The sequence below is a fragment of the Anaerocolumna xylanovorans DSM 12503 genome, assembly GCF_900143645.1.
Lineage (GTDB): Bacteria > Bacillota > Clostridia > Lachnospirales > Lachnospiraceae > Anaerocolumna > Anaerocolumna xylanovorans.
The window spans coordinates 168,977-192,756 of the sequence record NZ_FRFD01000005.1 but is presented as its reverse complement, the minus strand read 5'-3'; the positions used below and the strand labels follow the sequence as shown (position 1 = coordinate 192,756).

Here is a 23,780-nt window from a genome sequence, read left to right as displayed (position 1 = left end):
CCGCTGCAATACCAAGTAAATGCTCCGGTTTATTTAAACCAATAGGCCGATTTTTCTTATTTTCTATCATATTTGTATGGTTTTCGCTTTGATCAAACGATAGGCTTATACATTACAGCACCCCTTTTTATAAATAAGTGCTTAACGGCGCACTTTCTGCAGGTACAGCATAAGCTCTGCCCTGCTGTTCAGCTCAAGCTTTTCCAGAATCCTTGATACATAGTTCTTAACGGTGCCTTCTGTTACGAACATATCCTCACTAATCACCTTATTGCTTTTCCCTTTTAGAATGTGCTCTGCTACTTCCAATTCTCTTTGGGTTAAAAGACTTAGAATCTTCTCCTCTTCTCTCTTTATGACCGATATGCTTTGGCTGTCTTTCACAGAGTCCAGGGCTTTTACTACCTTTGCGGCGACCTTGGGATTTAGAAGAACATTTCCCTCACAGACAGCTATTATGGAGCGGATAATTTCCGCCGAACTGGAATCCTTTAAGATATATCCGTCTGCCCCATTTTTTAACACCTCAAAAATATAGCTGTCCTCATAAAAGGTTGTAAGAATAATGATCTTTATGTGGGGGTACATTTCCTTAACCATCCTGGTGGCCTCAATCCCATCCATCACCGGCATTCTGATATCCATCAGGATAACTTCAGGCAATAATATGGCAAGTTTATCAAGAAGGTCCCTCCCATTTGTGGCCTCTCCAATAATCTCAATTTCATCTCCCATGCTTAAAATCATCTTTAAACCTTCCCTGACACTCTCCTGGTCATCTGCAATTATAACATTAATCATAAAAGCCCTTCCTTTTCCAGCCTGGGTATAACAGCTTCAACAGCAAAGCCGCCTTCCCTGGCAGAGGTAAATTGAATACCTCCTCCCAGAAGCTTTACTCTTTCTTCCATTCCTGCTATACCGTCTGATTTTATGATATTTTCGTTCACAGCCCCATTATTTTCTACTCGTAAGCTGATGGCATCCGCCTTCCCCAGGATATTTATCGTAAATAGCGTAGCCCTTCCATGCTTTATTCCATTGGTTATTGCCTCTCTGATAATTTTATAAATACAGCTTTTAATATCCGGAGGCTCTCCTTCTATGGAGTCGTCCACATTAAGACGAAATCTCACACTGCTGCTCTCCTTGAAATTATGGAACAGCTCATTGATTGCTTGTCTTAACTGCTCGGTATGAGTAGTATCCTTTAACAGGCTTACTACTCTTCTTAAGTCGTTTACGCAGTCTTTCGTCATATCTCTGGTTTTGTGTATGACTTCCATTGCTTTTTCCGGCTTCGTGGTAATCACATTTTCCGCATACTCCAGACTCATATTAAGAGCCATCAGGGAATGCCCCATGGAGTCATGCAGTTCCTGGGCAATCCTGTTCCTTTCCTTGGCTTTGGTAAGTTCCTCTATTTTATCTGCATAAGTTTTTAAGGTCATATTGGCTTCCTCTAATTCCTCATTCAGCTTTTCATATTTCAGCTTTTCTCCCATCACGCTGCGGAATAAGAACAATACCAGACATGGCATAAAAAGATTTAAAAATATCTCTATAAAATCACTATAAGCACTTTTCAATGTGCTAAAATCCACAAGTGCAGTAAAGGATACCATATAAGCCACAAAATAAAAGACGATTAACCTTTTGTTTAGCTTACCATTAAAAATGATAATTTCAATGAGTAAAATAATATTAAAAATATATATTCCTGTAAATAAAATTTCGTAATTCAAACATCCAAGGACAAGAACGCTTAGTCCATAAGATAGGGAAAAGCATATATTCCGGTTCTTTTTTAAGAAATTTCTCCGGCAATAATTATTGACGGTAAACAGGAAAAGCAGCCCTATTAATACTCCTACCTTTAAGGGGCTATCAATCTTAAGGATACGCATAACGGAAAGAACCGTAATAATTGCTGTAATGATTTTAAAGATGTAATTTCTCTTTTCCAAGGATAATAAAAAGTCCATCTGATTACTCCTTTGCAATAAGCTGATTTGCTTATGTTACCTGTTAAGACTATTATACCATGTAATTGCCTGAAGCTACATATTACCAAAGTAATAGATTTTTGAGTACTATAGTGAATATCCATCTTCCTTTTTGCGGTGTAGAATACCTATCATAACAGGAAAGAAAGAGGTACTAACCATGCTCCGGTTAAAAAATATAACAAAAAAATATAAAGATTTCACAGCTGTAGAGGACGTTTCCTTTGAGGTCGGAAAGGGCGAAATATTTGGACTCTTAGGCCCTAACGGTGCCGGAAAATCAACGATTGTTTCGATGATAGGAACCATTTTACAGCCTACAAAAGGTGAAATCTTTATCGATGGTATCTCACTAAGTGAAAACCCCCACGATTGTAAAACACGAATGGGAATTGTACCCCAGGAATTGGCACTCTACCAATCTTTAACCGCCAGAGATAACCTTGAATTTTTCGGCAGCCTTTACGGACTCTATGGGAACCGCTTAAAGCAGCGGGTATCAGAGGTTCTGGATATTTTAAAGCTTACAGGCAAAGGAAATCAGGAGGTATCAGAATATTCCGGCGGTATGAAAAGAAGGGTCAACTTTGGCATTGCCCTCATGAATTCCCCTAAATTACTGATATTGGATGAACCCACAGTGGGTATTGATCCCCAATCCAGAAGCCATATATTGGATACTATCAGACGTTTAAAAGAAGAGAAAGGGGTGGCCGTGGTTTATACCAGCCATTATATGGAGGAAGTGGAGTGTCTATGTGAGAGGGTTGGTATTGTCGATCATGGGAATCTCATTGCACTGGGTTCTAAGGATGGATTAAAACAGGAATTGGATGCCTGTGATACCTTAACCGCAAGCTTTAGCAAAGCAAACCCCGATGCCTTGAAACGTTTAGAAACGATTCGGGGCGTAAAAAGGACTTCTGTGGAAAAAGATATGATAACACTGCTTGTTTCACCAGGTTCCAATGTTCTTGATATCGTAGAGGATATGAAAAATACCGGTATCCGCCTTACAAGTTTTCAATATGAGGAAATTAATCTGGAGAGTATTTTTCTTCAATTAACAGGAAAATCCCTAAGGAATTAGCCGAAGCTAGTTGAAAAATAAAAAGCATTTTTTACACGCAATTTTGTGCCTGCCCAAAATTTGCAGGTACAGGAAAGGGCATAGTTATTTTTATGGATAAAATAATACATTTTACCTTGCTGGATTTTAAACAATTGATGAAAAGCAAGACCTTTTACTTAAAACTGATATTGTTTCCCATGGTTTTAATCATACTGCTTGGCAGGGCTCTTGGCGGCAGTGACGGTACTATTTCCTCCTTCTCTTTGGTTGTCTTTAATGAAGACGTAGGGGATTCCAGTAACAGCCAGCCAATTTCCTTTGGAAAGACTCTGGAAAATAAAGTTTTTCAGTCGAAAGATGCTGCCAGTCTGTTTCATACCGTAACCGCAGCAAGCTATAAGGAAGGTATTAATCTAATACAGGATAAAAAAGCTTCTGTATTTGTTTATATCCCAAAGAATTTTACAAAAGCTGTCCTGCAGCAGGAAAACAACGGTATTGTTATAACAGCAGGTAGAGATACTTCTTTTGATAAAAGTATTATCACCAGTATTTTGGAGCAATTTCTCCGCAATACTCAGGTGACTCTTACCGAAGAAAAAGCACTTGGTACGCTCTTAAATACCTCCGGAAATACAGTGGCTGACATGACAAAAATTCAGAAGCAGCTAAATACTTCTTCTCCCGTTACCATACCCGAAGTTTCTACAAATCCTAAGGCAATTCCTATCAGTGCCATGCAGTATGTTTCCATTGCCATGGTTGTTCTATTTTCCATTTCCACCGCTTTTACTCTTGCACACAAAGTGGTAGAAGAAAAGCTTAATTATACACTCTTTCGGATAAAGTCAACTCCAGCCCACCAGTTTCAATATGTGTCCGGCAAGTTGTGCAGTATTCTTTTTACCCTCGTCATTCAAATGAGTGCTGTTATACTCCTTTGCAGGCTGATTTATGGGATGACGTGGGGAAATCCAGAATTAATCTTGCTCACAACAATACTTTATGCCTTTTCCATTGGCTCACCCATTCTTCTGTGGGGACTGCTTGCCAAGGATCAAAATGCCGTTTCAAGCCTTGCTTCACCCATCCTTTTTGGCCTGGGCTTTCTTGGAGGTTCCTTTGTCAGCAGTAATGCCTTGCCAAAAAGCTTACAGCCTATACAGAATCTTATTCCCAATGGTAACGCCCTTAATTGCTATCTTTTGCTTTGTGAGGGCAAGGGTTTTGCTGACATTGGGGACAACCTGCTGCAATTATTCTTAATGGGAACCCTTTTTCTGATTCTGACTTTATTTATCTTTCGCGGAAAGGAGATTATAAGACATGGAAATACTAATCATGATAAAAAAACAATTAAAGCTGCTATTTTCTAACCGACTTATCATATTTGCAGGAATTGCCGTACCTGTGATACTCACCTACTTGTTTTCCAATTCCATAAGCAGCTCCGAAAAACCCTGCCTTTACGTAGCAGATCTAAGCAAAAGCTTCTATTCCAGGCAGCTTCTGCAAATGATAACCAGCCATAAGGATATTACCGTTGTAAACACCAGCAGAGCGGAAATCCTTAAAAAGGTTGACGACCAGCTTATTCCAATGGGTCTTGTGATAGACAAAGGCTTTGACAATGCCCTTTTAAATAATAAGCCTCTTCCTGCAGAGATTATCAAAAACTTTGAATCCGCCGATTCAGCTGTGCTAAAACAGGTGCTAAATACAGAGCTGTCCATCTTAAAAAAAATCGTGTCCGACTCATCCTTTCTTTCAAAAGAACTGAATGTGCCCGTAAACAGCCTTACTACTAAGTTATTTGACGGTATAGAAAATACTTCTGCCGCCGAGATTAATAACAATGCCGCTGATACCCGGGCACTTAAACAGGAGACAATGATACAGACACTCCTTGGCTTTCTGGTAATGTTTATCTGGTTTGCCATCACCCAGGGCTTTCGCACCTTAATCGAGGAAAGAGAGAACAATACCTATTACAGGCTGTTAAGCACCCCTGCCAGCTATAACAGATATCTGGCTGCCAAAATAGCTGCTGCCTATCTGTTTGGAGCATTTCATATTCTGGCAGTGCTTCTTGTCGGAAAGTACTTCTTAAAGCTCCCCGTTTTTAGCCACCTTCTGCCTGCCATCCTTATCTTTGCCGTTTATATCTTCTTACTATGCGGCATTAGCTTGCCCTTAGCCCTGTTTATGAAACGGCATGAAGACTTTACTGTTACATTTGCTGTTATTATCATTGCTACCGGAATACTGGGAGGTTCCTTCTTCTCTCTGGAAACAGCTCCAAGATATCTGGTACTGCTTTCAAAATTTACTCCGGAAAGCTGGGGACAGAAGCTGCTTGAAGCAGTATTATTCCACAACAGCTCAATTGCCTCCCAGTTAGGACCCTTGTTATCTCTTATGGGTATTGCTTTACTATGCATGACAGCGGCATTTACAGTATTCTCTATAGCTTTTAGGCGAAAAGCCGCTAATTAATAATCCAATAAGAAGTCACTTTTGCTTTACCACAGAAGAATGTCATTCCCCTTAAGCTTATAGATTGCTTCCATAAAGAAGTAATCCCCATAGATAATATTCATGTGCTTATTGGTATGATAGGCCTCGGAACAGTTTTGTATGATGCAATCACAATCCTTCGTCCAGTCACTTCTCTTCTCCGTAAGGGCTTTCAACATCTTTAAGGCTGCACTTAAATACAAGTCCTTCTCATATTTTCCTACTGCTTTGGCTATCTCTATCAGACCGCAGGCTGCAATTGCTGCGGCACAGGAATCCTCCCAGGCATCCTCCCCAGGCTGCCTGAAATCTATGGGTATCAGACCGCTCTCCGGGATATTGGCAATAAAGTAATGGGCCACCCGTTTGGCAGCATTAAGATACTCTTCTTTTTTCATATGAATATAACTTAGAGTAAAGCCATATAAAGCCCAGGCTTGTCCTCTCGTCCAGGAAGAGCCGTTCTCATAGCCCTGCCCTCCGTGGGTTCTGACCTTCTCACCGGTCTTTGAATCAAATTCCACAATATGCTCACAGGAACCGTCAGGTCTTATAAAATGAGCCATAGCAGTATCTGCATGCATTAACGCAATGTGGCTGAATCTTGGATCTTTTGTCTCATCAGAAGCCCAGTATAGGAGGGGAATATTCATCATGCAGTCAATAATTGCCCATCCAGTATTATCCTCTCCGTTCCCCCAGTCATTCCAGGCCCTAATAAACTTACCAACAGAATTAAAGCGTCCTGCTAAAAGATTGGCAGCATATAATCCTCTCTTTTTTGCTTCCGGATTTTTAGTCAGCCTGTAATCTGCCACAGCCGTTAACAGCCACATAAAACCCGCATCATGATGGATCCCATAGAAATCTGCAAAGCACTGGTCGAGCCTTTTTTCTGATATCCTTGCATACTCTGCATATTTTTCCTCTCCGGTTTCCTGATACATAAGCCAGAGCATCCCTCCCCAAAATCCATTGGTCCACCAATTAAGTCCTTCAGACATGCGGTAAGACTTATCACTGTCATTGTAGGTATCATGGGTTCCGTTTACGGTTGTATAGGGTATCTTATCCCTTGACTTCTCACTGACCCATGCCATTTTTTCCTTTATCTTTTCCACTGTTTCCTCAATCCATTGCTTATCTTTGTCTGTAATCATAATAATAACCATGCCCTTTCCTGTACCTGCGAATTTGGGGCCGCAGGCACAAATTTGAGTGTAAATTATGCTTTTCAATAATTCACACCCGCTCCATGAATAAACCAAAACTGTCCTTTTTCCTTTCTGGAAAACAAAAAAACAGTTCCTATTCCGGCTGATATATTAGCCTAAGTCCTATAATTTATCATAATCTCTTTCTTTTGTAAGAACAATGCTTTATAATATTATAAACTTACCATTTCTGCTTTTTTACCGGAGGGATATTCTGTGATTACTGTAACAAACTGCGGCCACGACTCAAGGCACAAAACAAATTTTTGTATGCTCCGAAAGTCAGGTGTTCCCAATTACATTCTGCTGCTGGTCAAAACCGAGGCCCTTTTCGAACTGGATGGGGCCATGACTGCAACCAATCCGAATATGGCGATTCTTTTTGACCGGAATACCTGTACCCATTATGAAGGTGTGGCGGACTTTTATAATGATGACTGGATTCATTTTGATTTTATGGGAGAGCCCTCTCTTCTTAAGTCTTTAAATATCCCATTTAACCGCCCTATTTACCTGCCCCAAATGAATTCTCTCTCCAATTATGTCCGCCTGCTGGTACAGGAAAACCATTCGGATTCTCTTCACCGGGAACAGGTGCAGGATTCTCTTATGCGCATTCTTCTCTACAGTCTGGATTCCCAGATTGCCCTGCTGCCGGCAAACAGTAAAAGCAGCCGGTATTATCCAATTATGAACCAGCTGCGGATGAATATTCATAATACCCCTCATAAAAGCTGGACGGTAGATATGATGGCGGATTCCGTTCACATAAGTCCTTCTTATTTTCAGCATCTCTATAAAGAACTCTTTTCTATTTCCTGTATGCAGGAGGTTATCCTGGCCAGAATTGAAAGGGCAAAATTCTACCTCTCCACTACTGATATGCCCGTAAAGACATTGTCCGACCTTTGCGGCTATGAAAATGAGCTGCATTTTATACGGCAATTCAAGAAAAAGGAAGGACTTACTCCCACCCAATACCGGCATCTTTTTAAGGCCGCCCTGGAAGAGAGATTTCCATACCCCTAAAATTAAAAATCCACAGAGCAGTAAACTAATTTATCATGCTCTGTGGATTTGAATTAAATTTTATTTGACCTTAATATTAATTTTAATGATTTTGGATTTATGTGAATATAATTCCACCTTAAGTGTGACTGTTGCCTTTCCTTGTTTTATGGCTGTTATCGTACCATCCTTTGCTACCTTTAAAACCTTTTGATTACTGGATTTATAGCTGATTACCACAGCACCCTTTATGTCCGGCACTGATTTATCCAAAAGATTATTGGTTAACTTTAAAGTATTTGGTATCTTTGTTGTTATTGCTGATTTTTCTCCTGCACTTATTAAATAAGAACTGCGTGGTACTGTAATACGGCTCAATAGATTTAATTGCTCTTTAGCAGGTACCTTTTTAGACAATAATACATATTCTCCTCCTTCAAAAAACGGTATCACCGCATAACCATCTTTATCTACTGCCAGCCCGGAGGTATAAGGAATTGTTTCATACTTCTGTAATTTATCATTATATTGATACATATAGAAGGTTTTGCCGGCATCTAAGGTGCCAGTATCTTTCACATGAATCTTCAACCGGGAAGGTATCTCTGTCTTATTATCACCTAATTCTACAACTAATCCCTTTTGATTCTTATCCTTAAAAGATATAGCACTATGTTCTTTTATATCCTTTATTATAAAGGATGCCTTAAGATCTTTAAGATTTTGGGATGAAAGTTCCAGGTCCTTCTTACTGATTAGCCATTCGGCCATTTTTTTACCGGTATGGTCTTTAACCTCTACCGTTATATTACGTCCTTCTTTTTCTGCTGCCTGCAAGGCCTCTTTGGGTACGGTTATATTTACTTCTGTCAGCTTGATATTTTCTTTGTTATCAAACTCATATTTTAATATGGATTGCTCTGTTACATTTCCTTTACTGTCTAAAATAGTATTTTCTGCTGACTTAACAGTCTTGTTACTGATCAAATCCTTAACAGAAACTATTTTAGAAGTTATTGTCTGCCCTGTTTTACTGTTATATTCCGTAGTAATCCTGGTAGTAGTTCTTACATTATCTTTGGTTTCTACATTTTCCACAACCGTTGTATTATTCTTAGGTACCGTATTTCCGGAGCCGGAATTGTTATCCGGCTTCGTGTTACCTGAATCTGTTTCTCCCGGCTTCGTCTCTCCCGGATCTGTTCCTCCAGGATTTGTTTCTCCAGGCTCCGTCTCCCCTGGCTTCGTTTCTCCCGGATCTGTTCCTCCAGGCTCCGTCTCTCCAGGCTCCGTCTCTCCCGGCTCCATCTCTCCCGGCTTCGTCTCTGCTTTTATAAATTCTGCGAGAAATACTTTTCCCTTTGCCCCAGGATTGGAATTAATGGTTATAACGGTATTCTTTCCGGACAATCCGGCTGTCATTCCCTCTGATAAAGATGTAATAGTACCATATGGAATCTCTACTGCAATCTTCATTGTACTGCGTAAACTTGTTGGATCCGATACGGAAACAGTAAAGCCCGCAGGGGTTTCCTGTACCATTACGGAAGCCGGACCATCTGAAGTTACTTTTCCTGCTGTTATACTCTTTCCTGCTTCCTGCCAGAAATTCATTGCTGCAATGTTCAGTTTGTTTTCAAATACCGCATGTACATCAGAGGTATTTGCAAGAATTGTTACATCTGGTGATGCCTCATACTCTTTTGTTTTTTCCAAAGCAGCTCCCGGTAACAGCACATAAGCATATGCAGCATCCTTTGGTTGGACACCATGATCGATATACATGGTGGCATATCCCCTGGCCAATGGGTCATCCGAATACCGCATTCCCGATAAACCATTGATATCTTCCCACTTTCCGGTTCTGCTTTCTTTAAATGCCTTTACTGTCTCACCTTCCGGGAAATAATATCCTATCCCTTTGCCGTCCTTCTCTGACAGGTAAGCCCAATGCACATTTTTATATTCATCATCTTCTTGATCCTTAACTATTACTTCCTTTTTCGTTGTTACTGTAAATCCTTTATGATCATGATTTGCCCATGGTGTTCCGTAGCCATTGGCACATAAGGTGAAAAACTTGTCAGGAAGTTTTAAAGCCGTTACTTTACTAAAGTCAACGTCACAAGTAACTGTATCATCCTCTGTAATATGTAAGTACGATACATCAACCATGCCTTCTAAAGTACCCGGTGTATAAAATCCAATGCTTGTAATCCTGGTAGGATTATTTAAGCTGCTCATAAATACACCTGTTCTTGTAACAACATTATTATTTTGATCCGTTATTTTTATAGTAATCGTTTGAGAGGCCGGAATAATTTCTGCTTCCACTGTAAACCATTGCCTGCCGTCAATATTAAAATCACCGCCTGCACCCCCCCAGGCTTTTAATGCACCTGTAGTTCCATTGTTTAAGAACAATTCATAAGCTACGCCTGAAACGCCGCTGTTTGTTTCCCCATAAATACGCAGTGCCGAATTCCGTTTACCTTCCGGAAAACGTATTTTTGTTTTCAGCTTAATACTCTTAGCCGTTTTGCTTATGGGGTAATTTAAAGAATGTGCATGTATCTTGTCCGCAGCAGTATTGGAGGCGTCATATACCGGGGCATAAACAGAAAGATAAGGAATCTCTTTTCTGTTGTTGTTTATATTGACCTCCTGGCCGTTAATGAGAAAACGATTGGTCAGCTCTGTATCGATTCTTCTATTTTCAACTACCGTTTCCGCCCTGGAAGTTAAACCGGTATTTTTAATGTGAATGTCTGAACCCAATGAAACAATTTCATCATCGAACATAAACCAGGATTTCTTAGCCTCCACACCATCTCTTACCGCACCATTTCCCATAGCTGTAACCTGTAACCCGGTCGCTCCGTATTTATCCAAACTGGTGCCGCCCACCCAATCATTTGGATTCGTTGTCCCGGCACCGGCCGCTTTCCCTCTGGCAGCATCATATAGCGTTGTGATACCCGGAAGCCTAAGTAAGTCTGCCGTTGCCCAATAACCGTCACGGAAATGATTAATATCTGCTGTATTTAAAAATAATGCGCCATCCGAAACATTCCACAGTTTATATCCTTCCGTATTGATGGATTCAAAGTTAGCAATTTTCTTAGAGTGCTTTGATATTACAGCCATATAATTATCCGTATGATCAACTACTTTATCCATATTAGAATATGTATATACTCCTGCTTTTACATTTGCCGGCTGAATAGACTTATCATTTAAAATATTGATACAGGCAGTTAATTCACCTGGTCTGACTAATCTGCCCAGCAAGGCGCCATCCTCTAAAAGCCACTTTTTCACAACCTGCTTCACTTTAAGTGCGGCATCCGGTGACAAAGAGTCCGACATAACGGCTAATTGGCCTGCGCTGGTCCTGAATTGTGCCGTTTCCCTTGTGACACTTCTTCCTGCGACTGCATCTGAAATAGTTCCTGCATAGTGAAGAGGTATATAGCTTTCTAATAGAACATTATCATAGAAAGTATCTCTTTCATCGCCGAATTTCATCTCAAATTCCGTATCTTTTAAAACAGGAAGAATTCTGCTCATGGCTGAAATTAAAGCGGAACCGTATCCTCCGGTATAGGCGTAAATAGAATGGTCAATGTAAGAGCCGTCTTTATACCATCCGTTTCCGGAAGTAACGTATTCAAACAACTCTTTTCCAAACCGTTCTTTCAGATTTATTAAAAGCTTGCCGTCTTTCTTTAATATGCCATAGTACATAGCATTTAAGCCAATATCCGCAAGGTTCGCACTGGTATAGCTTCCCCAGTCGTTTGCCTTTTGATAGGCCATTGCATCCATATAGGTATCATAGCGTTCTTTGGTTAATTGTGAATTACCCTGTAATAAGATCATAATAGGTAATAATTGAGCCGGTACCCCGATTTGGTGATCCCACCAGTTCCCGTAATAATTTACGCTGCTGCTGTTTTTAGGCACATTCCGCCCATACCATTTGTTGTTGATCATAAAATCAACGGCTGCCATTACTTCCTTTATTACTCTTTCATTTTGATATAAATCTGTTCCATTGGTAGCATAAGCCTGTGTCAGTTTCAATAAATATGTAAATGTGGTAGTTAAGTCAGCACTATTTGCATTGGCCCCTCCTGCAAGTACAGGCTTCACCCCTTGAAAAATTCTATCCCTGGTTGTATCTGAGGACGGGATAAGTATATTCCAGTATTTGTTAGCTTCATTATTTAACTTATCTACATATGCTTTTAAAGCATCATTCCCTAAATCAAATGTAGAATCAGGCATAACTCCTAATATCTGCCGGTATGCCCGGTCATATAACTGATTAAATTCATTCTTGCCTTCCTCTGCCTTTTTTAGTTCGGCATAAAAAGTTTTTCCCTGCACACCTGCCGTAGTGACTGCAATACCGGTTTTTCCATTTTCAGCAGATACCGCTATACTTCCATCACCGCTTTTTACCTCATAGGTACCGTCTAACGTAATGCTTACACTGGCTTGTAACTGTGTCGGATCGGAAATACCAAGGATTAACCCGTCTTCCGTTTCTTTCACCGTTATGGAAGAGGGTCCGTCTGATGCAATTCCATTGACGCTTCCCTTTGACCAAAAGTTATATCCGCTTACTCCCAGTGTTTTTTCTCTCACCGCCTGAACTGCATCCGTATTCGATAATATCTCAATCTGGGGTGATTCCTGGTAACTGCTTGTTTCCTCTGCCGTCAAGCCCGGTAATAGAACATAGCTGTAAGATTCCTTATCGGGATTGCTGCTGTGGTCAATAGCAAGGCTTAGGTAATTTCTCGTTACCGGAACAGCCGCTTCCGAATTTGCCGGCACAGAGGTATTAATATCCCTCCAGCTGCCGGTTCTTGCCTCCCTTAACAGGCTTAATTCCGCTGCCTTCGGAAAATAGTAACCAATAGAATCAGAGCCATCCTTTAAATTCCCCGACAGCCAGGCATAACTTACATTACCCATTGTCTTAGAATCCCCCATACTATTTATTTCGGGTGTTCCATTGATTAGTAATGTATTATTTCCATTAATCTTACGGTTTTCTACAATCGTTTCTGTCTTTTTATTTTCTGATGAAGTAATTCCTGCTCCCAGGGCAACTACTTCATTATCAAAATTAAACCAGGATTTTTTACCGGTCAGGCTGCTGTTTTCAACTTCAAATTCCATACCCGCAGAACCGTATAAATCAAGTACGGAAGAACCTCCAACCCAGCTTTTTGTACTGGTATGGGCATTCCAGGTTGAGCTTATGGTACCTTCCGTATGATCCGTGGTAATGCCGGGCAATCTCATAGGATCAACTGTCGGCCAATAATTATCGGCAAATTGGGACTGGTCGCCATTATATAGATATAATGCACCGTCTGACATGTGATAGCCCTTTATGTTTTCACCATTACCATACTCAAAGCTGCCGGTCCTTTTAGAATACATACTAATTCCCAAGGAAAATTTATCAGTGTGGTGGACAGCCTTGTCCATAACAGAAAACATCTTAAAATAAGGGGTGCCATCTTCCGGAATTATTCCGGAGTTATTTAATATATTTTTGGCCTCTGTCATTTCTCCCGCTGACATGCCGGCCAGATAGTTTTCATCATATGCCATGGCACTTTGCAAGTGTTTTTTTACAAAGCCCTGAATATTGGATTTTACAGGCTCCGGCGCCGTTACAGATAATAACAAAGCTCCTTGTAAAACTCCCTGACCGGCAGTAAGATCTGTTCTGGAGGGCCTTGCAATTCCTCTTCCGCTGACCATATCCATAATAGCCCCGTTTGCAAACAATGGACGGTATCCGTTCCATATCCATTCATATACATTTTCTGCATTGGGATCTGATACTTCCCAGGGAGTTCCATCTGCTAAAAATAATATTTTCTCAATTCCTTTTAGTAAGGTTGCTCCATATCCTCCGGTATAGGCAAGATTTGTATGCTGTATACAGGAGCCATCCTCGTAAAATCCATCTCCTGAAGTGACATAAGGCAATACTGTACTGACTGCATCTTTTGAGAAGCTGATGCCCGTACTCTCCCTTCCAATGACTGATTTTAATGCTGATACCAGTGAAGTATCCATGAGGTTCGCACTGGTCATGTCCATCTTGCCCCAGCCCTGTACTTTGTACGCATAGTTGGGATTTTCATTAAATTTCTCTAAGGTTTTAACTTCTTTGTTAATAAATTCTTTATCCAGTACATCATACATCAAAATAACGGTATTCGCTAAGTTCTGGGGCATTCCGATCTGCCAATGCCACCAATTTCCGTATAGCTTGTCTTTTACACTATAATTTTCATTATATACATTGGTATACATCCATTCCAAAGCGGATATGATTTCTGTCTTCAGTGCTTCATTCTTATAATACTGGGAGCCTTTTGACGCATATGCCAATGCCATGGCATAAATCCGCTCAAAGGCCGTCTCAAAGGCTGCCGAATCCGCTGAATTGCTTGACGGCTTATAAGAAACCTTCAGGTTTAAATCACTCCATAAGGTAGTTCTTGTATCCGTTCCCGTTGGTTTCGCAATTAACGTGTCAATATAAGCCTTTGCCGTTTTGTCCATCTGTTCCATGTTTTTTATATAGTCACTGTCAGATATATCTGTAAAATTATTACCGGTTAACCGGTCAGACCATTTCTGTCTTACTGTATCAAAGACTTCTTTTACGGAGGAATCTTCAACTATAACGAAACAGGAGGTTTGATACTCCCCTAAAGAAGCTGTAACGGTAGCGTTACCTGTTTTTAGTCCTGTTACTTTCGCTTTATTTCCGCTGCCTTCCACAGATACCACTGACGGATCGGAAGAATCATAGGTAATCCCGCTTAAGTCCACGGTATTATCATCGCAGGCAGTTACCAGTTCAAAGTTCTCTGAAACTGCTATTTTTTTCTCTGTTTCGTTTAAATTTAGTTTTGGTGAACGCACTAATCTCACATCATCCACCCATACGGTTCCGGTTAAATATTCAAAAAAGATCTCTAAACGGATACGTCCGACATCAATTGTTTCATTGATTTCAACAGGTAATTTCAGAGTTGTCCAGCCATCTGTTGTTCCCGCTATTTTGGCACTTGTCCCATAGGTTTGTAAGGTAGCATTATTCCCGCTGCTTAAAGGGCGATAGGTTTGCATCCTTAAATATATACCCGCTCCGCTAACGGCTTCCGTTTTAACCTTTGCAGAAAATTCATAGCTGCCTTTCAAATTCATATTGTCCACATTGGTGTATATTTCAAAACGCCCGGTGTTGTCCCCGGAAGCATATTTCACCGCTTGCTGTCCGTCATAAGATATTTCTTTATCCAAAGAAAATTTAACAGAGCCTGGGTTCACAGTCGGCACCTTTGCTGCCCACATATCATTCCAATACATAGGGCTGATCTTATCTGCCCACCAATTAGCAGCCGTACCGGTTGCCGCCTGTTCTTCTTCAAAGCTGCTGTTATTGGACCCGGCCAGATTCAGCAGATTGCTTACTGATTTGGTTTCCAGGTTCTCACCGGTATCTTTTTCATCTTTCATCTCTGAAACCTCCGGTACCTCCATCGCTAATGCCGGAATTAGGCTGTTTCCCATAAAGCATAATATTATTAACAGTGAAACAGCTTTTACTTTTAGTTGATTTACTTTTCTCATACCTTCCTCCTTGTTTTTCGTTTAATAGGCATTGAAATGCCTGGACCCATTAACTTAAAACGAAACACCCCTATATAGCTATAGTTCAAATATAATTTAACAGACAATATATACAATGTTATATAAGCAATATTATTACTTTATAGTCAATATTTATATTATTGCTTTACAGGCAGGATATACATTATTAAAATTCCACTATTTTCGTTACGATTTATCCTGTAACTATATTTTTATACCAACCAGACTTTTACAGCAAAAAATGATGCACCGAAGAAATTTAAGGCCTCTTCTATGCATCATTTTATTTATTTTAATTTTAATCCATTTTGCAGCAGTTCCTTGCCAGTATTCATTTATAGCCATAAATTTATAGGAAAGGATACCAGGTTTTAACCATGCTGTGCTATCGCTCTTGATTTTGACAGATACAGTGCTATTACAAAGAAAAGGACAGCAAATATAAGCTCTATTCCGAAATTCCGTAAAATAGTATGATACTGCTTTGTTGTATTGACAAAAGAATCAATGGCCTCATTATTTACTACATACCAATAAGTGGGCAGTACCTTTGAGAATTGGACCACCGATTTACTCATATATTCCAGCGGTACAAAAATGCCGCCAAGGAAGCTAAGTCCAAGACTGATAACGTTAGCGGCCATATTCATGGCATTTAATGTCTTTACCAAAAAACTCACCATATAGATTAGGCTCATTGCCACCAGTAAAAATACCAGACTGTTTAAGATAAATAACGCTCCCTTTCCGGTCAGTATATCCGTGCGGTATAAAAGCAGGGAGAGCAGTACAAATACGGCCCAACAAACAAAGCTAAAGACACCGCAAGCTAAAAGCAGGATGGAATTTTTGCGGAGTTCAGGCATAGAAGAGCACTTTATTCTCCAATCCAGATCCTTCTTACGGAAAATCAAGAGAATACTTCCCACACCGGTCATTAACATACCGATAAGCACATAAGGAATATAGAGGTAATAGTAATAGGCGCTGCTCTTTTCCTCACTTGCTCCCTGTACCTTATAAAGCTTCACATCTGCCGTGATTTCAGAGTTCTTAAGTGTGTTCTTTGCAGCTTCCTCTGCGGAAAAACCTGCTGCCATATAGGTACTTAATTCAGAGAGGTACTGGTCAATCTTACTGTCTAAGAGCTTTCCGGAAATGCTCTGCGGAACCTTGACATTTTCTACGATATCTTCGTACTTTCCTGTCTTTATTCCCTCTTCAAATCCCTTCTTGATAATCAGGACATATTCTACATTCTGATAAAAAAGCTCGTCGGATATACTTTGCTTATCATCCTTAATCTCTACGATTTTCTGGGTATTGCTAAGATAATCGTAGAGACTCTTACTAAGTACGGAATTATCCCGGTCTAAAACGGCTACCTTAACCTTCGCATCCTTATACACTGCCTCCGTCTGCTTCTTTCCGTTGCCGGACATCAATACGGATAAGGCTAAGAAAATCATAAAATAAATGATAACACTGACAGATCGTTTCTTTAATGTCTTAAAAAAGACTTGGAATATTTTCATATCGGGTCCTCCTTAACAGTAAATAGCTTCCGGTAATAAGCAGCGCGGCTATCACTCCCATAATAGCAATATCGCTGTAAAATCTGTCAAAACTTTCGTACATATTAAGGGAATACAGACAGTCCGTAATCAACGCGGCAGGATTAATCCTGTTTAAGAGAGGCGCATGATGCTCCACGATATCCTTCATATTACCAATCATCAGACCGCTTAAAAATGAAAGGATCAGGCTAAGAGCAGACATAATAGCACCCTTTAGTGAGGCAGATATTTTACTGATAGAGCCTGTAAATGTTCCCATGGAGACTCCGATAACCGAGCCTAAGAATCCGGTTGCCAGGATATAAGGAATCCTTGTTCCAAAATCTATCTTTAATATTACAATCAGATAGAAGAATAGTATGAGAATCGAGGAATAATTTACAATAACGGCGCCAAGATAATCCGCAAAGATTACCTTTAGCTTATGGGCCGGTGCAATTCCCCTTCTTGCCCCTATAGCGGACAGGTTTGCCTGGATATCCTCAACGGCGCGGCTTCCCATAAAGGAGCCATAAAGACAGGTCATGGCAATAAGTGCAAAAAAATACTGGGATAAGCTGTTCATCTTGGTATTGGAAAAAGAAATCTCTTTGTTAAAGGAAATATTCTTCGATAATATGCTTACGGCAGATTCTAATTTTTCCGGATGAGTACTTCCAATCTGCTCATAGATTGCTTTATTTTTAAGATATCCTTCCAAAAAGGATTTGATAATGGTTTTGTTTATGCCATCACCGGAAACCATGACCGAAAGCTCGGGCGAGGTGTAAATAATGCCGTCTATCCGGCCTTTTTTCAAAAGCTCTTTGGCATTTCCCTCCCCGGTTTTGGTTACTTCAAATATCCGGTCCTTCGTATCCTTGCTTAAGCTGTCAAGCACTGATTCAAAGGTTGCATCCGTATTTCCTTCCGAAACAAAGGCTACCGGTACCGGGTTAAAGTTATACTCATCGCTATTCATCATGTTACCAAAAGCCAGGTAAAAGAAAGTACCCAATACAAGGGGAAAGGCAAATACCCAGCCAAGCAGGTCTTTTTCTCTGAAAAGACTTTTTAATTTATATTTTAATAAGTGTAAGAACATGGCGCCTCTTTCCTTTCCCTCTTAATCCCTAAGTTCTTTGCCGGTAATTTCAAGAAATACATCATTTAATGTGGGAAGCTCCGAATGAACACGTCCGAAGGAAATTCCCCTCTCCTGCAGATAATCCATTACGTGTATCAGGTTGTGGTTACCTCCGTCACATTTTACAGTAAGGCGTTCCTCCGAATACTCCACCGAATATACATGCTTTAGCTGCCGGATATTATCCATGTCTTCCGCAGGAAGAGACCTGATATCTATATAAATCGTTTCATTGTTCTTTATCCTGCGCTTTAACTCCTCTGCCGTACCTTCTGCAAGGTTCTTACCCTTATCCATAATAACAATCCGGGAGCATATTTCCTCCACCTCTTCCATATAGTGGGAGGTATAGATAATGGTTGCACCCTGCTTGTTTAACTCCAGAATTCCCTCCAGGATTTTATTCCGGCTCTGGGGGTCTACTGCCACGGTAGGCTCATCTAAGACAATCAGCTTGGGTTTGTGGGCAATGCCGCAGGCGATATTCAGCCTTCGAAGCAAGCCGCCGGAGAGCTTTTTAGGATAGTAATTTTTAAAATCCCCAAGCTCTACAAACTGGATAGCTTCCTCTACATACTTTTTTCTAAGTGCTTTTTCTTCTATGTAGAGTCCACAGAAGAAGTCAATGTTTTCATAGACAGTGAGAGTATCAAAAACGGCAACATTCTGAAAAATTACTCCGATATTCTTCTTTAAAGAGTAACTTTCCGGTTTCATTTTCTCTCCAAATACCTCTATTTTTCCCTCATGAAAGCTTAAAAGGGACAGAAGACAGTTTAAGGTAGTGGTCTTGCCGGAACCGTTTGGTCCTAACAGTCCAAGTATCTCTCCTTCTTTTATTTCAAGGTTAAAATGGTCGACAGCAGTCAAATTCTTATAATTTTTAACCAAATTCTCAATCTTTACGACTGTTTCACTCATTCTCTTTCTCCTCCCGGAAATTATTGGTGCATATTGGTATATTACCAGTTCCCTGTAAGGATGAATAGTGTAAATTGTAAAGAGTTCTTATGACAATTGTCATAAGAACTCTTTAAGTGAACTTATTCAGTCTTTTAAGCTCTGGCATAGGCAATCAGAGTTGCCAGTACCTTTTTAACCATTTTCATCTCCTGCATACTCTCTGTCATTCTTTCCACAAAACAGGTAATATCTCTAATTTCTATGAAAGTTTCGTCCCTGTTTCCGCTTAAATACTTATCAAGGCTTTCCGTCAGCTGCTCTGATTGCTGCGGACGGAATAATGTCGATATGGTATAATAGAGCTCCTTTGCTTCCGGAGTCCACCTGTATTTATCATAAATACCACCGGACATACTTTTTTCTCTCTCCATCCTCTGGTCTTGCAGCATGGAAAGGCTGAATTCTCCTTCTTCCGGCAGGTCAAACCTCTCATATTGTTCCTTCGGTGCCTCACTGCTCTTAAGAAGGGTAAGCATGCCATTTATGAGCCTTGTCTCTGTCTCCCTGTCGTCAATATTATGAGTCTGCCCAGGGTCTTCCATCGTATCAAAAAGCAGATTCTTGGCAAGGCAGAGGCTGGATGGGTTGGATACCTTAAATTGCAGGACCTTTGCTCCCTTTGTAAATCCAAAACCTTCAGAGAGCTCCGCCCCCTTAAGCTTGTCTACGGAAAACATATTATTCATATTGGCAGGCATCAGCGTATATTCATAAAAATCCACGGATTTCTCCGGCGCTCTAAGATAGGTAAAACGTCCGTCACTGGTATTTAGCGTGCCGCCAAAATAGCCGTATAATATCTGCTCATGGATAACTTCATTCTCTGCATAAGCCTTACCTAATACCTTTCCCTGCATATCCTTTGGAATATCCGCTCCAAAGAACTCTAACAGGGTTGCCGGGATGTCAATGGTCTGGGCCAGCTTGTCACATACTCCCGCCGTCTTATAACGGGGGTCATAAAGGAAGAAAGGAGTGTTAGCAACTTCATTATACAAAGGCGCGATATTCTTCGCCCACCAATTATGTTCTCCCAGTAAAAATCCATGGTCTGTACAAACAATCAACATCGTATCTTTCCATAGATTGTGCTCATCCATCACATCCAAAACCAATCCCAGCTTGGCATCGCACATGCTGACTAATGCACTGTATTCAGCTCTGATATGATTTACCAGTTCCTCACTCTCCCTTACCGGTCCATAGCTTGGCCAGTCAAAATGCTTTCCGCTGTAAGCATGGGGATACATATCCCTATATTCTTTTTGTGCAAAGAAAGGTTCATGGGGGTCAAAGGTTTCTATCTGCAGGAACCAGTTATCACTGTCTTTATTGGTCTCGATAAATTCAAGCCCTGCAGCAAAGGTCCTGGACTGGGGCATCTCCTTATCACAGGTAAGGTATTTGCGGTTAATCCAGTCCTGCCTCCAAAGCCTTGGCATGTCCTGTGCTTTCTGGTAATTCTCACAGAGCGGAATATCCGGGTCCCCTACCTCCCCTTTCCAGTAATCCCCCTCCTGCCCTCTGAAAACCTCCCAGGAAGAATAACGGTTATGGTAAGTACACCCTCCATCCTCCAGATAATGATAATGGTCCGTAACAAGATGGGTATAGGTTCCATGCTCCCTTAACAGTTGGGGCATAGAGTCGTCAAAAGGTTCTACCGGACCCCATCCCCGGTGTAAAAAGTTATACCGTCCGGTGTGAAGTTCACGGCGGGCAGGCATACAGGGCATGCTCCCAACAAAGAAATTGTCAAACCGCATTGCCCTTTTTGCCAGCCGTTCAAAGTTTGGTGTGCGAACCGAAGCACTGCCATAAGGAGAGAGATAACTTTTACTAAGACTGTCATACATAACCATAATTGCTTTCATATACTGCCTCCTTCCTATCGGGAAATAAGTCCTTTCTTTCTCCCTTCTTCAACTGCCATCATCCGGGAGGAAACACCAAGTTTTCCAAAAATACTAAGTACATGTGTCTTAACGGTAGCCTGGGAAATGCACAGCCTTTCTGCAATTTCCCTGTTGGTAATGCCCTGTGCCAATTCCATCAGAACCTCTGTCTCGCGTTCAGATAAGGTTTCCGGTTCCCTGGTCTCTGCCATTTCCACCCCGCAGGTATTTAAAATGTCCTTAAGAAAAGAGAGTTCCGCAGGAGGCATTGTAGCTTTCACCTCCTCCTTCATGAAAAGTTCCTTAAGCAGAGTAATAATCGCTTCCCGCTCCAGATAAAAAGGCATCAGGATACGGTCCTCCCATGCGTAGTGTATGGCTTCTTTTAACAAATTATCTATTTCTCTGTGCCTTAAAGTCTTTTCTATACGAAAGGAAAGCATAACTACCTTTAAAAGCCCTGCCTCTATGAGCCGCAGCTTATTCTTATGCAAACGGGAAAAAGTCATGATGTCATCTGTTTCCTTAAAAGCTTCCCCGCTTTCTCCCCTCTTAAAGAGAAGTCTTGCCCGTAAAAGCCTCATAAAGGGCTGCGCCCTGTAACTTGACGCGGTTTCCAGTTCTGCTATGAATTTCTCTTCTATCTCCTTCGGTAATTTTCCGATGCAGTCAAGTTCATAAATTAATCTTCCCAAGGTCAGTCTGCTAAGGTTAGGATACTCTTTTAAGATTTCTTCCACCTTCAGGACGCATCTTTCCTTGTCACCATACAACAAACTTAACTCCGCCTCATGAAAAATAAGTGTTACCCTGGCAACATCCATCCGAATATGCTTGGAATTCATCAATGCACGGGAATCTTCCAGTGCCTTTTTTGCTTCTTCAAGCTCCATCCTTCTCATATAAATCCCAACCAGTCCGAAATAGTAACTCGTACCGACCCCGGACATCATGGAAGGATGGCAGAACAGTTCATCTGCTTTTACATAACAGGCAAGGCTGTCATTCATACGTCCGATTTCTTCATATACCTGGGCTAACTGGGTATAGCCAAAGAATTCTACAAATATATTTATCCCTTTGCTTGTCTGGATTGCCTTAAGAGCACAGTTTTCTGCTTCCCCATACTCCATCTGCTCTATCAGGGCCGCAGAGTTTTCCACAAGTATCATGGCTTTTGCCGCCTGTCCAAAGGGAAGGCATTCAATCTGTGCAGCGGACAGAGCATGGTATTCCGGTAATATCAGATCACTATGTGTAATATAGCCTTCTGCGAACTGGACGATATGAAAAATATCCGAATCCCCATAATATTCCCGAAACTTATCGTAGAGTACCCGGCACCGTTCCATATTCATATTACCAAGGTTATACATAAAACACTGGGCCGCAAGATCTGCATCCGACATTAATTTATCAACCGGCACCTTGTCAAGATAGCCCCATGCCTCTATCCTGCCGTCCATATCCTTCGCTATAGAAAGAACACTGTCATATTCCCTGGCAGCATAATATCCTCCCAGCGCTTCTTCAAAATCTCCCCGTTCCAGAAAAATAGCGGCAGCTTTTTTGTAAAGCTCCTTTTTCTGCTTATCGGAAAGCTTCTTAAATTGTTCCGCAAGATACTCTGTTAGAATGTTATGGTAGCGGTATACACGGTTTTCCTCGTCAATACAGACAATAAACAGATTTTTGCGGATAAGTTCCTCCACCATCTCTTCAAAGTCCGTCACGGAATAATCTTCAAGTAGCTCTATACATATCGCAGCATCAAAATAAGAGAGAAAGCTCGTTCTTACCAGGAAAGTCTTCTCTCTCTCCGCCAGGGATTCAAATAATTCATGGGTCAGGTATTCGGCTGCAATGCCTCCTCCCGCTCTTAAAAACTGTCCGGAATACTGCCCTGCTGCTACCGATAGCTGCAAGCCGCCGATCCAGCCCTCTGCATACTTATTAAGTTTTGCAAGCTCTTCTTCACCTTCTGTCAGTTTCAGGGTATCTCTTAAAAAGGACATTCCCTCTTCAAAAGATAACTTCATCTGCTTTCCGTCAATATAAAGGAATCTTCCGGACATTACTAAAGGCCCCAGATACACGGGCGGGTCCTCTCTGGATAAAAAGAACAGATGAAAATTAGCCGGCATGGATTTTAAAAAGAATTCAAGGGTCTTAATCAGCACTTCATCCTTTATGTACTGAACATCATCCAGGACCATATAGTAATCTTCTTCACTGCACAGCCTGTTAATCAGCATAATCAGCAGTCCCTCCATATGAGAGGGATCCGGATTTGCCCTCATTATGTCAAGAAATGCCTCATCCTCCTCCCAGAATGCACTGGCAGCCGCCGTAAAATACATCCAAAAAGAATAAACATTTGCATTGGAAGCATCCATTGACACCCAACAGACATTCTTTAGGCCTGCCTCACGGATAAAAGAGGTTAACAAGGTCGTCTTACCGGTGCCTGCACCTCCGCTTATGAAAACCACTCCCATGTCGATACAGTCGGAAAGCTTCTCAAACAAAGCTTTCCGACAGATATAATTTCTTCTCGGTGCGGGGATTTTCAGTTTTGTGGAAAGAAGCAATGCATCGGACGAGAAACTCATAGTAACCCCTTTCGTATATATACGTTCTTTTGAAACCACTTTATTTTCTTCATTATATTCCCGCTTTCTTAACTTTGCAAGACAGCTTCCTG

The 23,780-nt window shown here is 41.0% G+C and carries 13 protein-coding genes; 4 read left to right on the top strand and 9 right to left on the bottom strand.

Annotated elements, in window-relative coordinates; translation table 11 throughout:
- Positions 1-141: 141 nt before the first annotated feature.
- Together BUF11_RS09200 and BUF11_RS09195 are read right to left on the bottom strand one after the other, a co-directional pair.
- Entirely contained in the window at positions 142-801 is a 660-nt protein-coding gene (locus BUF11_RS09200; protein WP_073588559.1) for a response regulator transcription factor, read from the bottom strand.
- Positions 798-1,985, bottom strand: a complete 1,188-nt coding sequence (locus BUF11_RS09195; RefSeq protein WP_073588558.1) for a sensor histidine kinase — start codon at positions 1,983-1,985, stop codon at positions 798-800. The genes BUF11_RS09200 and BUF11_RS09195 overlap by 4 nt, the downstream gene beginning before the upstream one ends.
- A 181-nt stretch (positions 1,986-2,166) precedes the next feature.
- On the opposite strand from BUF11_RS09195, the gene BUF11_RS09190 reads away from it, so the two are divergent.
- From BUF11_RS09190 to BUF11_RS09180, 3 genes are all read left to right on the top strand, one after another.
- Positions 2,167-3,096, top strand: coding sequence for an ABC transporter ATP-binding protein (locus BUF11_RS09190; protein ID WP_073588557.1), 930 nt, complete (start codon positions 2,167-2,169; stop codon positions 3,094-3,096).
- A gap of 92 nt (positions 3,097-3,188) precedes the next feature.
- The gene (locus tag BUF11_RS09185) at positions 3,189-4,454 is read left to right on the top strand and encodes an ABC transporter permease (protein WP_073588556.1); all 1,266 of its coding nucleotides are present in this window, start codon (positions 3,189-3,191) and stop codon (positions 4,452-4,454) included.
- Positions 4,405-5,574, top strand: a complete 1,170-nt coding sequence (locus BUF11_RS09180; protein ID WP_073588555.1) for an ABC transporter permease — start codon at positions 4,405-4,407, stop codon at positions 5,572-5,574. Before BUF11_RS09185 ends, BUF11_RS09180 begins: the two co-directional genes overlap by 50 nt.
- A gap of 26 nt (positions 5,575-5,600) precedes the next feature.
- Here the strand turns inward: BUF11_RS09180 and BUF11_RS09175 are convergent, their stop codons facing one another.
- Positions 5,601-6,767 (bottom strand): glycoside hydrolase family 88 protein, encoded by a 1,167-nt coding sequence (locus tag BUF11_RS09175; RefSeq protein ID WP_242952349.1) that lies wholly within the window; start codon positions 6,765-6,767, stop codon positions 5,601-5,603.
- A 258-nt stretch (positions 6,768-7,025) separates the two neighbouring features.
- Here BUF11_RS09175 and BUF11_RS09170 point away from each other — a divergent pair, with 258 nt between their 5' ends.
- A complete protein-coding gene (locus BUF11_RS09170) occupies positions 7,026-7,838 on the top strand; it encodes an AraC family transcriptional regulator (RefSeq protein WP_073588554.1) in 813 nt (270 codons plus the stop codon).
- Positions 7,839-7,898: 60 nt separating this feature from the next.
- Here BUF11_RS09170 and BUF11_RS09165 read toward each other — a convergent pair whose 3' ends face one another.
- From BUF11_RS09165 to BUF11_RS09135, 6 genes are all read right to left on the bottom strand, one after another.
- Entirely contained in the window at positions 7,899-15,494 is a 7,596-nt protein-coding gene (locus BUF11_RS09165) for a polysaccharide lyase family 8 super-sandwich domain-containing protein (RefSeq protein ID WP_073588553.1), read from the bottom strand.
- 392 nt (positions 15,495-15,886) lie between these two features.
- Positions 15,887-17,050 (bottom strand): ABC transporter permease, encoded by a 1,164-nt coding sequence (locus tag BUF11_RS09155; RefSeq protein ID WP_073588551.1) that lies wholly within the window; start codon positions 17,048-17,050, stop codon positions 15,887-15,889.
- Positions 17,025-18,176, bottom strand: coding sequence for an ABC transporter permease (locus BUF11_RS09150; protein WP_073588550.1), 1,152 nt, complete (start codon positions 18,174-18,176; stop codon positions 17,025-17,027). The genes BUF11_RS09155 and BUF11_RS09150 overlap by 26 nt, the downstream gene beginning before the upstream one ends.
- A gap of 21 nt (positions 18,177-18,197) precedes the next feature.
- Positions 18,198-19,139: an ABC transporter ATP-binding protein gene (locus BUF11_RS09145; protein WP_073588549.1), complete on the bottom strand. Its 942-nt coding sequence runs from the start codon at positions 19,137-19,139 to the stop codon at positions 18,198-18,200.
- 134 nt (positions 19,140-19,273) lie between these two features.
- Positions 19,274-21,055, bottom strand: a complete 1,782-nt coding sequence (locus BUF11_RS09140; protein ID WP_073588548.1) for a sulfatase — start codon at positions 21,053-21,055, stop codon at positions 19,274-19,276.
- A 14-nt stretch (positions 21,056-21,069) separates the two neighbouring features.
- Complete coding sequence (locus tag BUF11_RS09135; RefSeq protein ID WP_073588547.1) at positions 21,070-23,688, bottom strand: LuxR C-terminal-related transcriptional regulator; 2,619 nt, start codon at positions 23,686-23,688, stop codon at positions 21,070-21,072.
- Positions 23,689-23,780 lie beyond the last annotated feature (92 nt).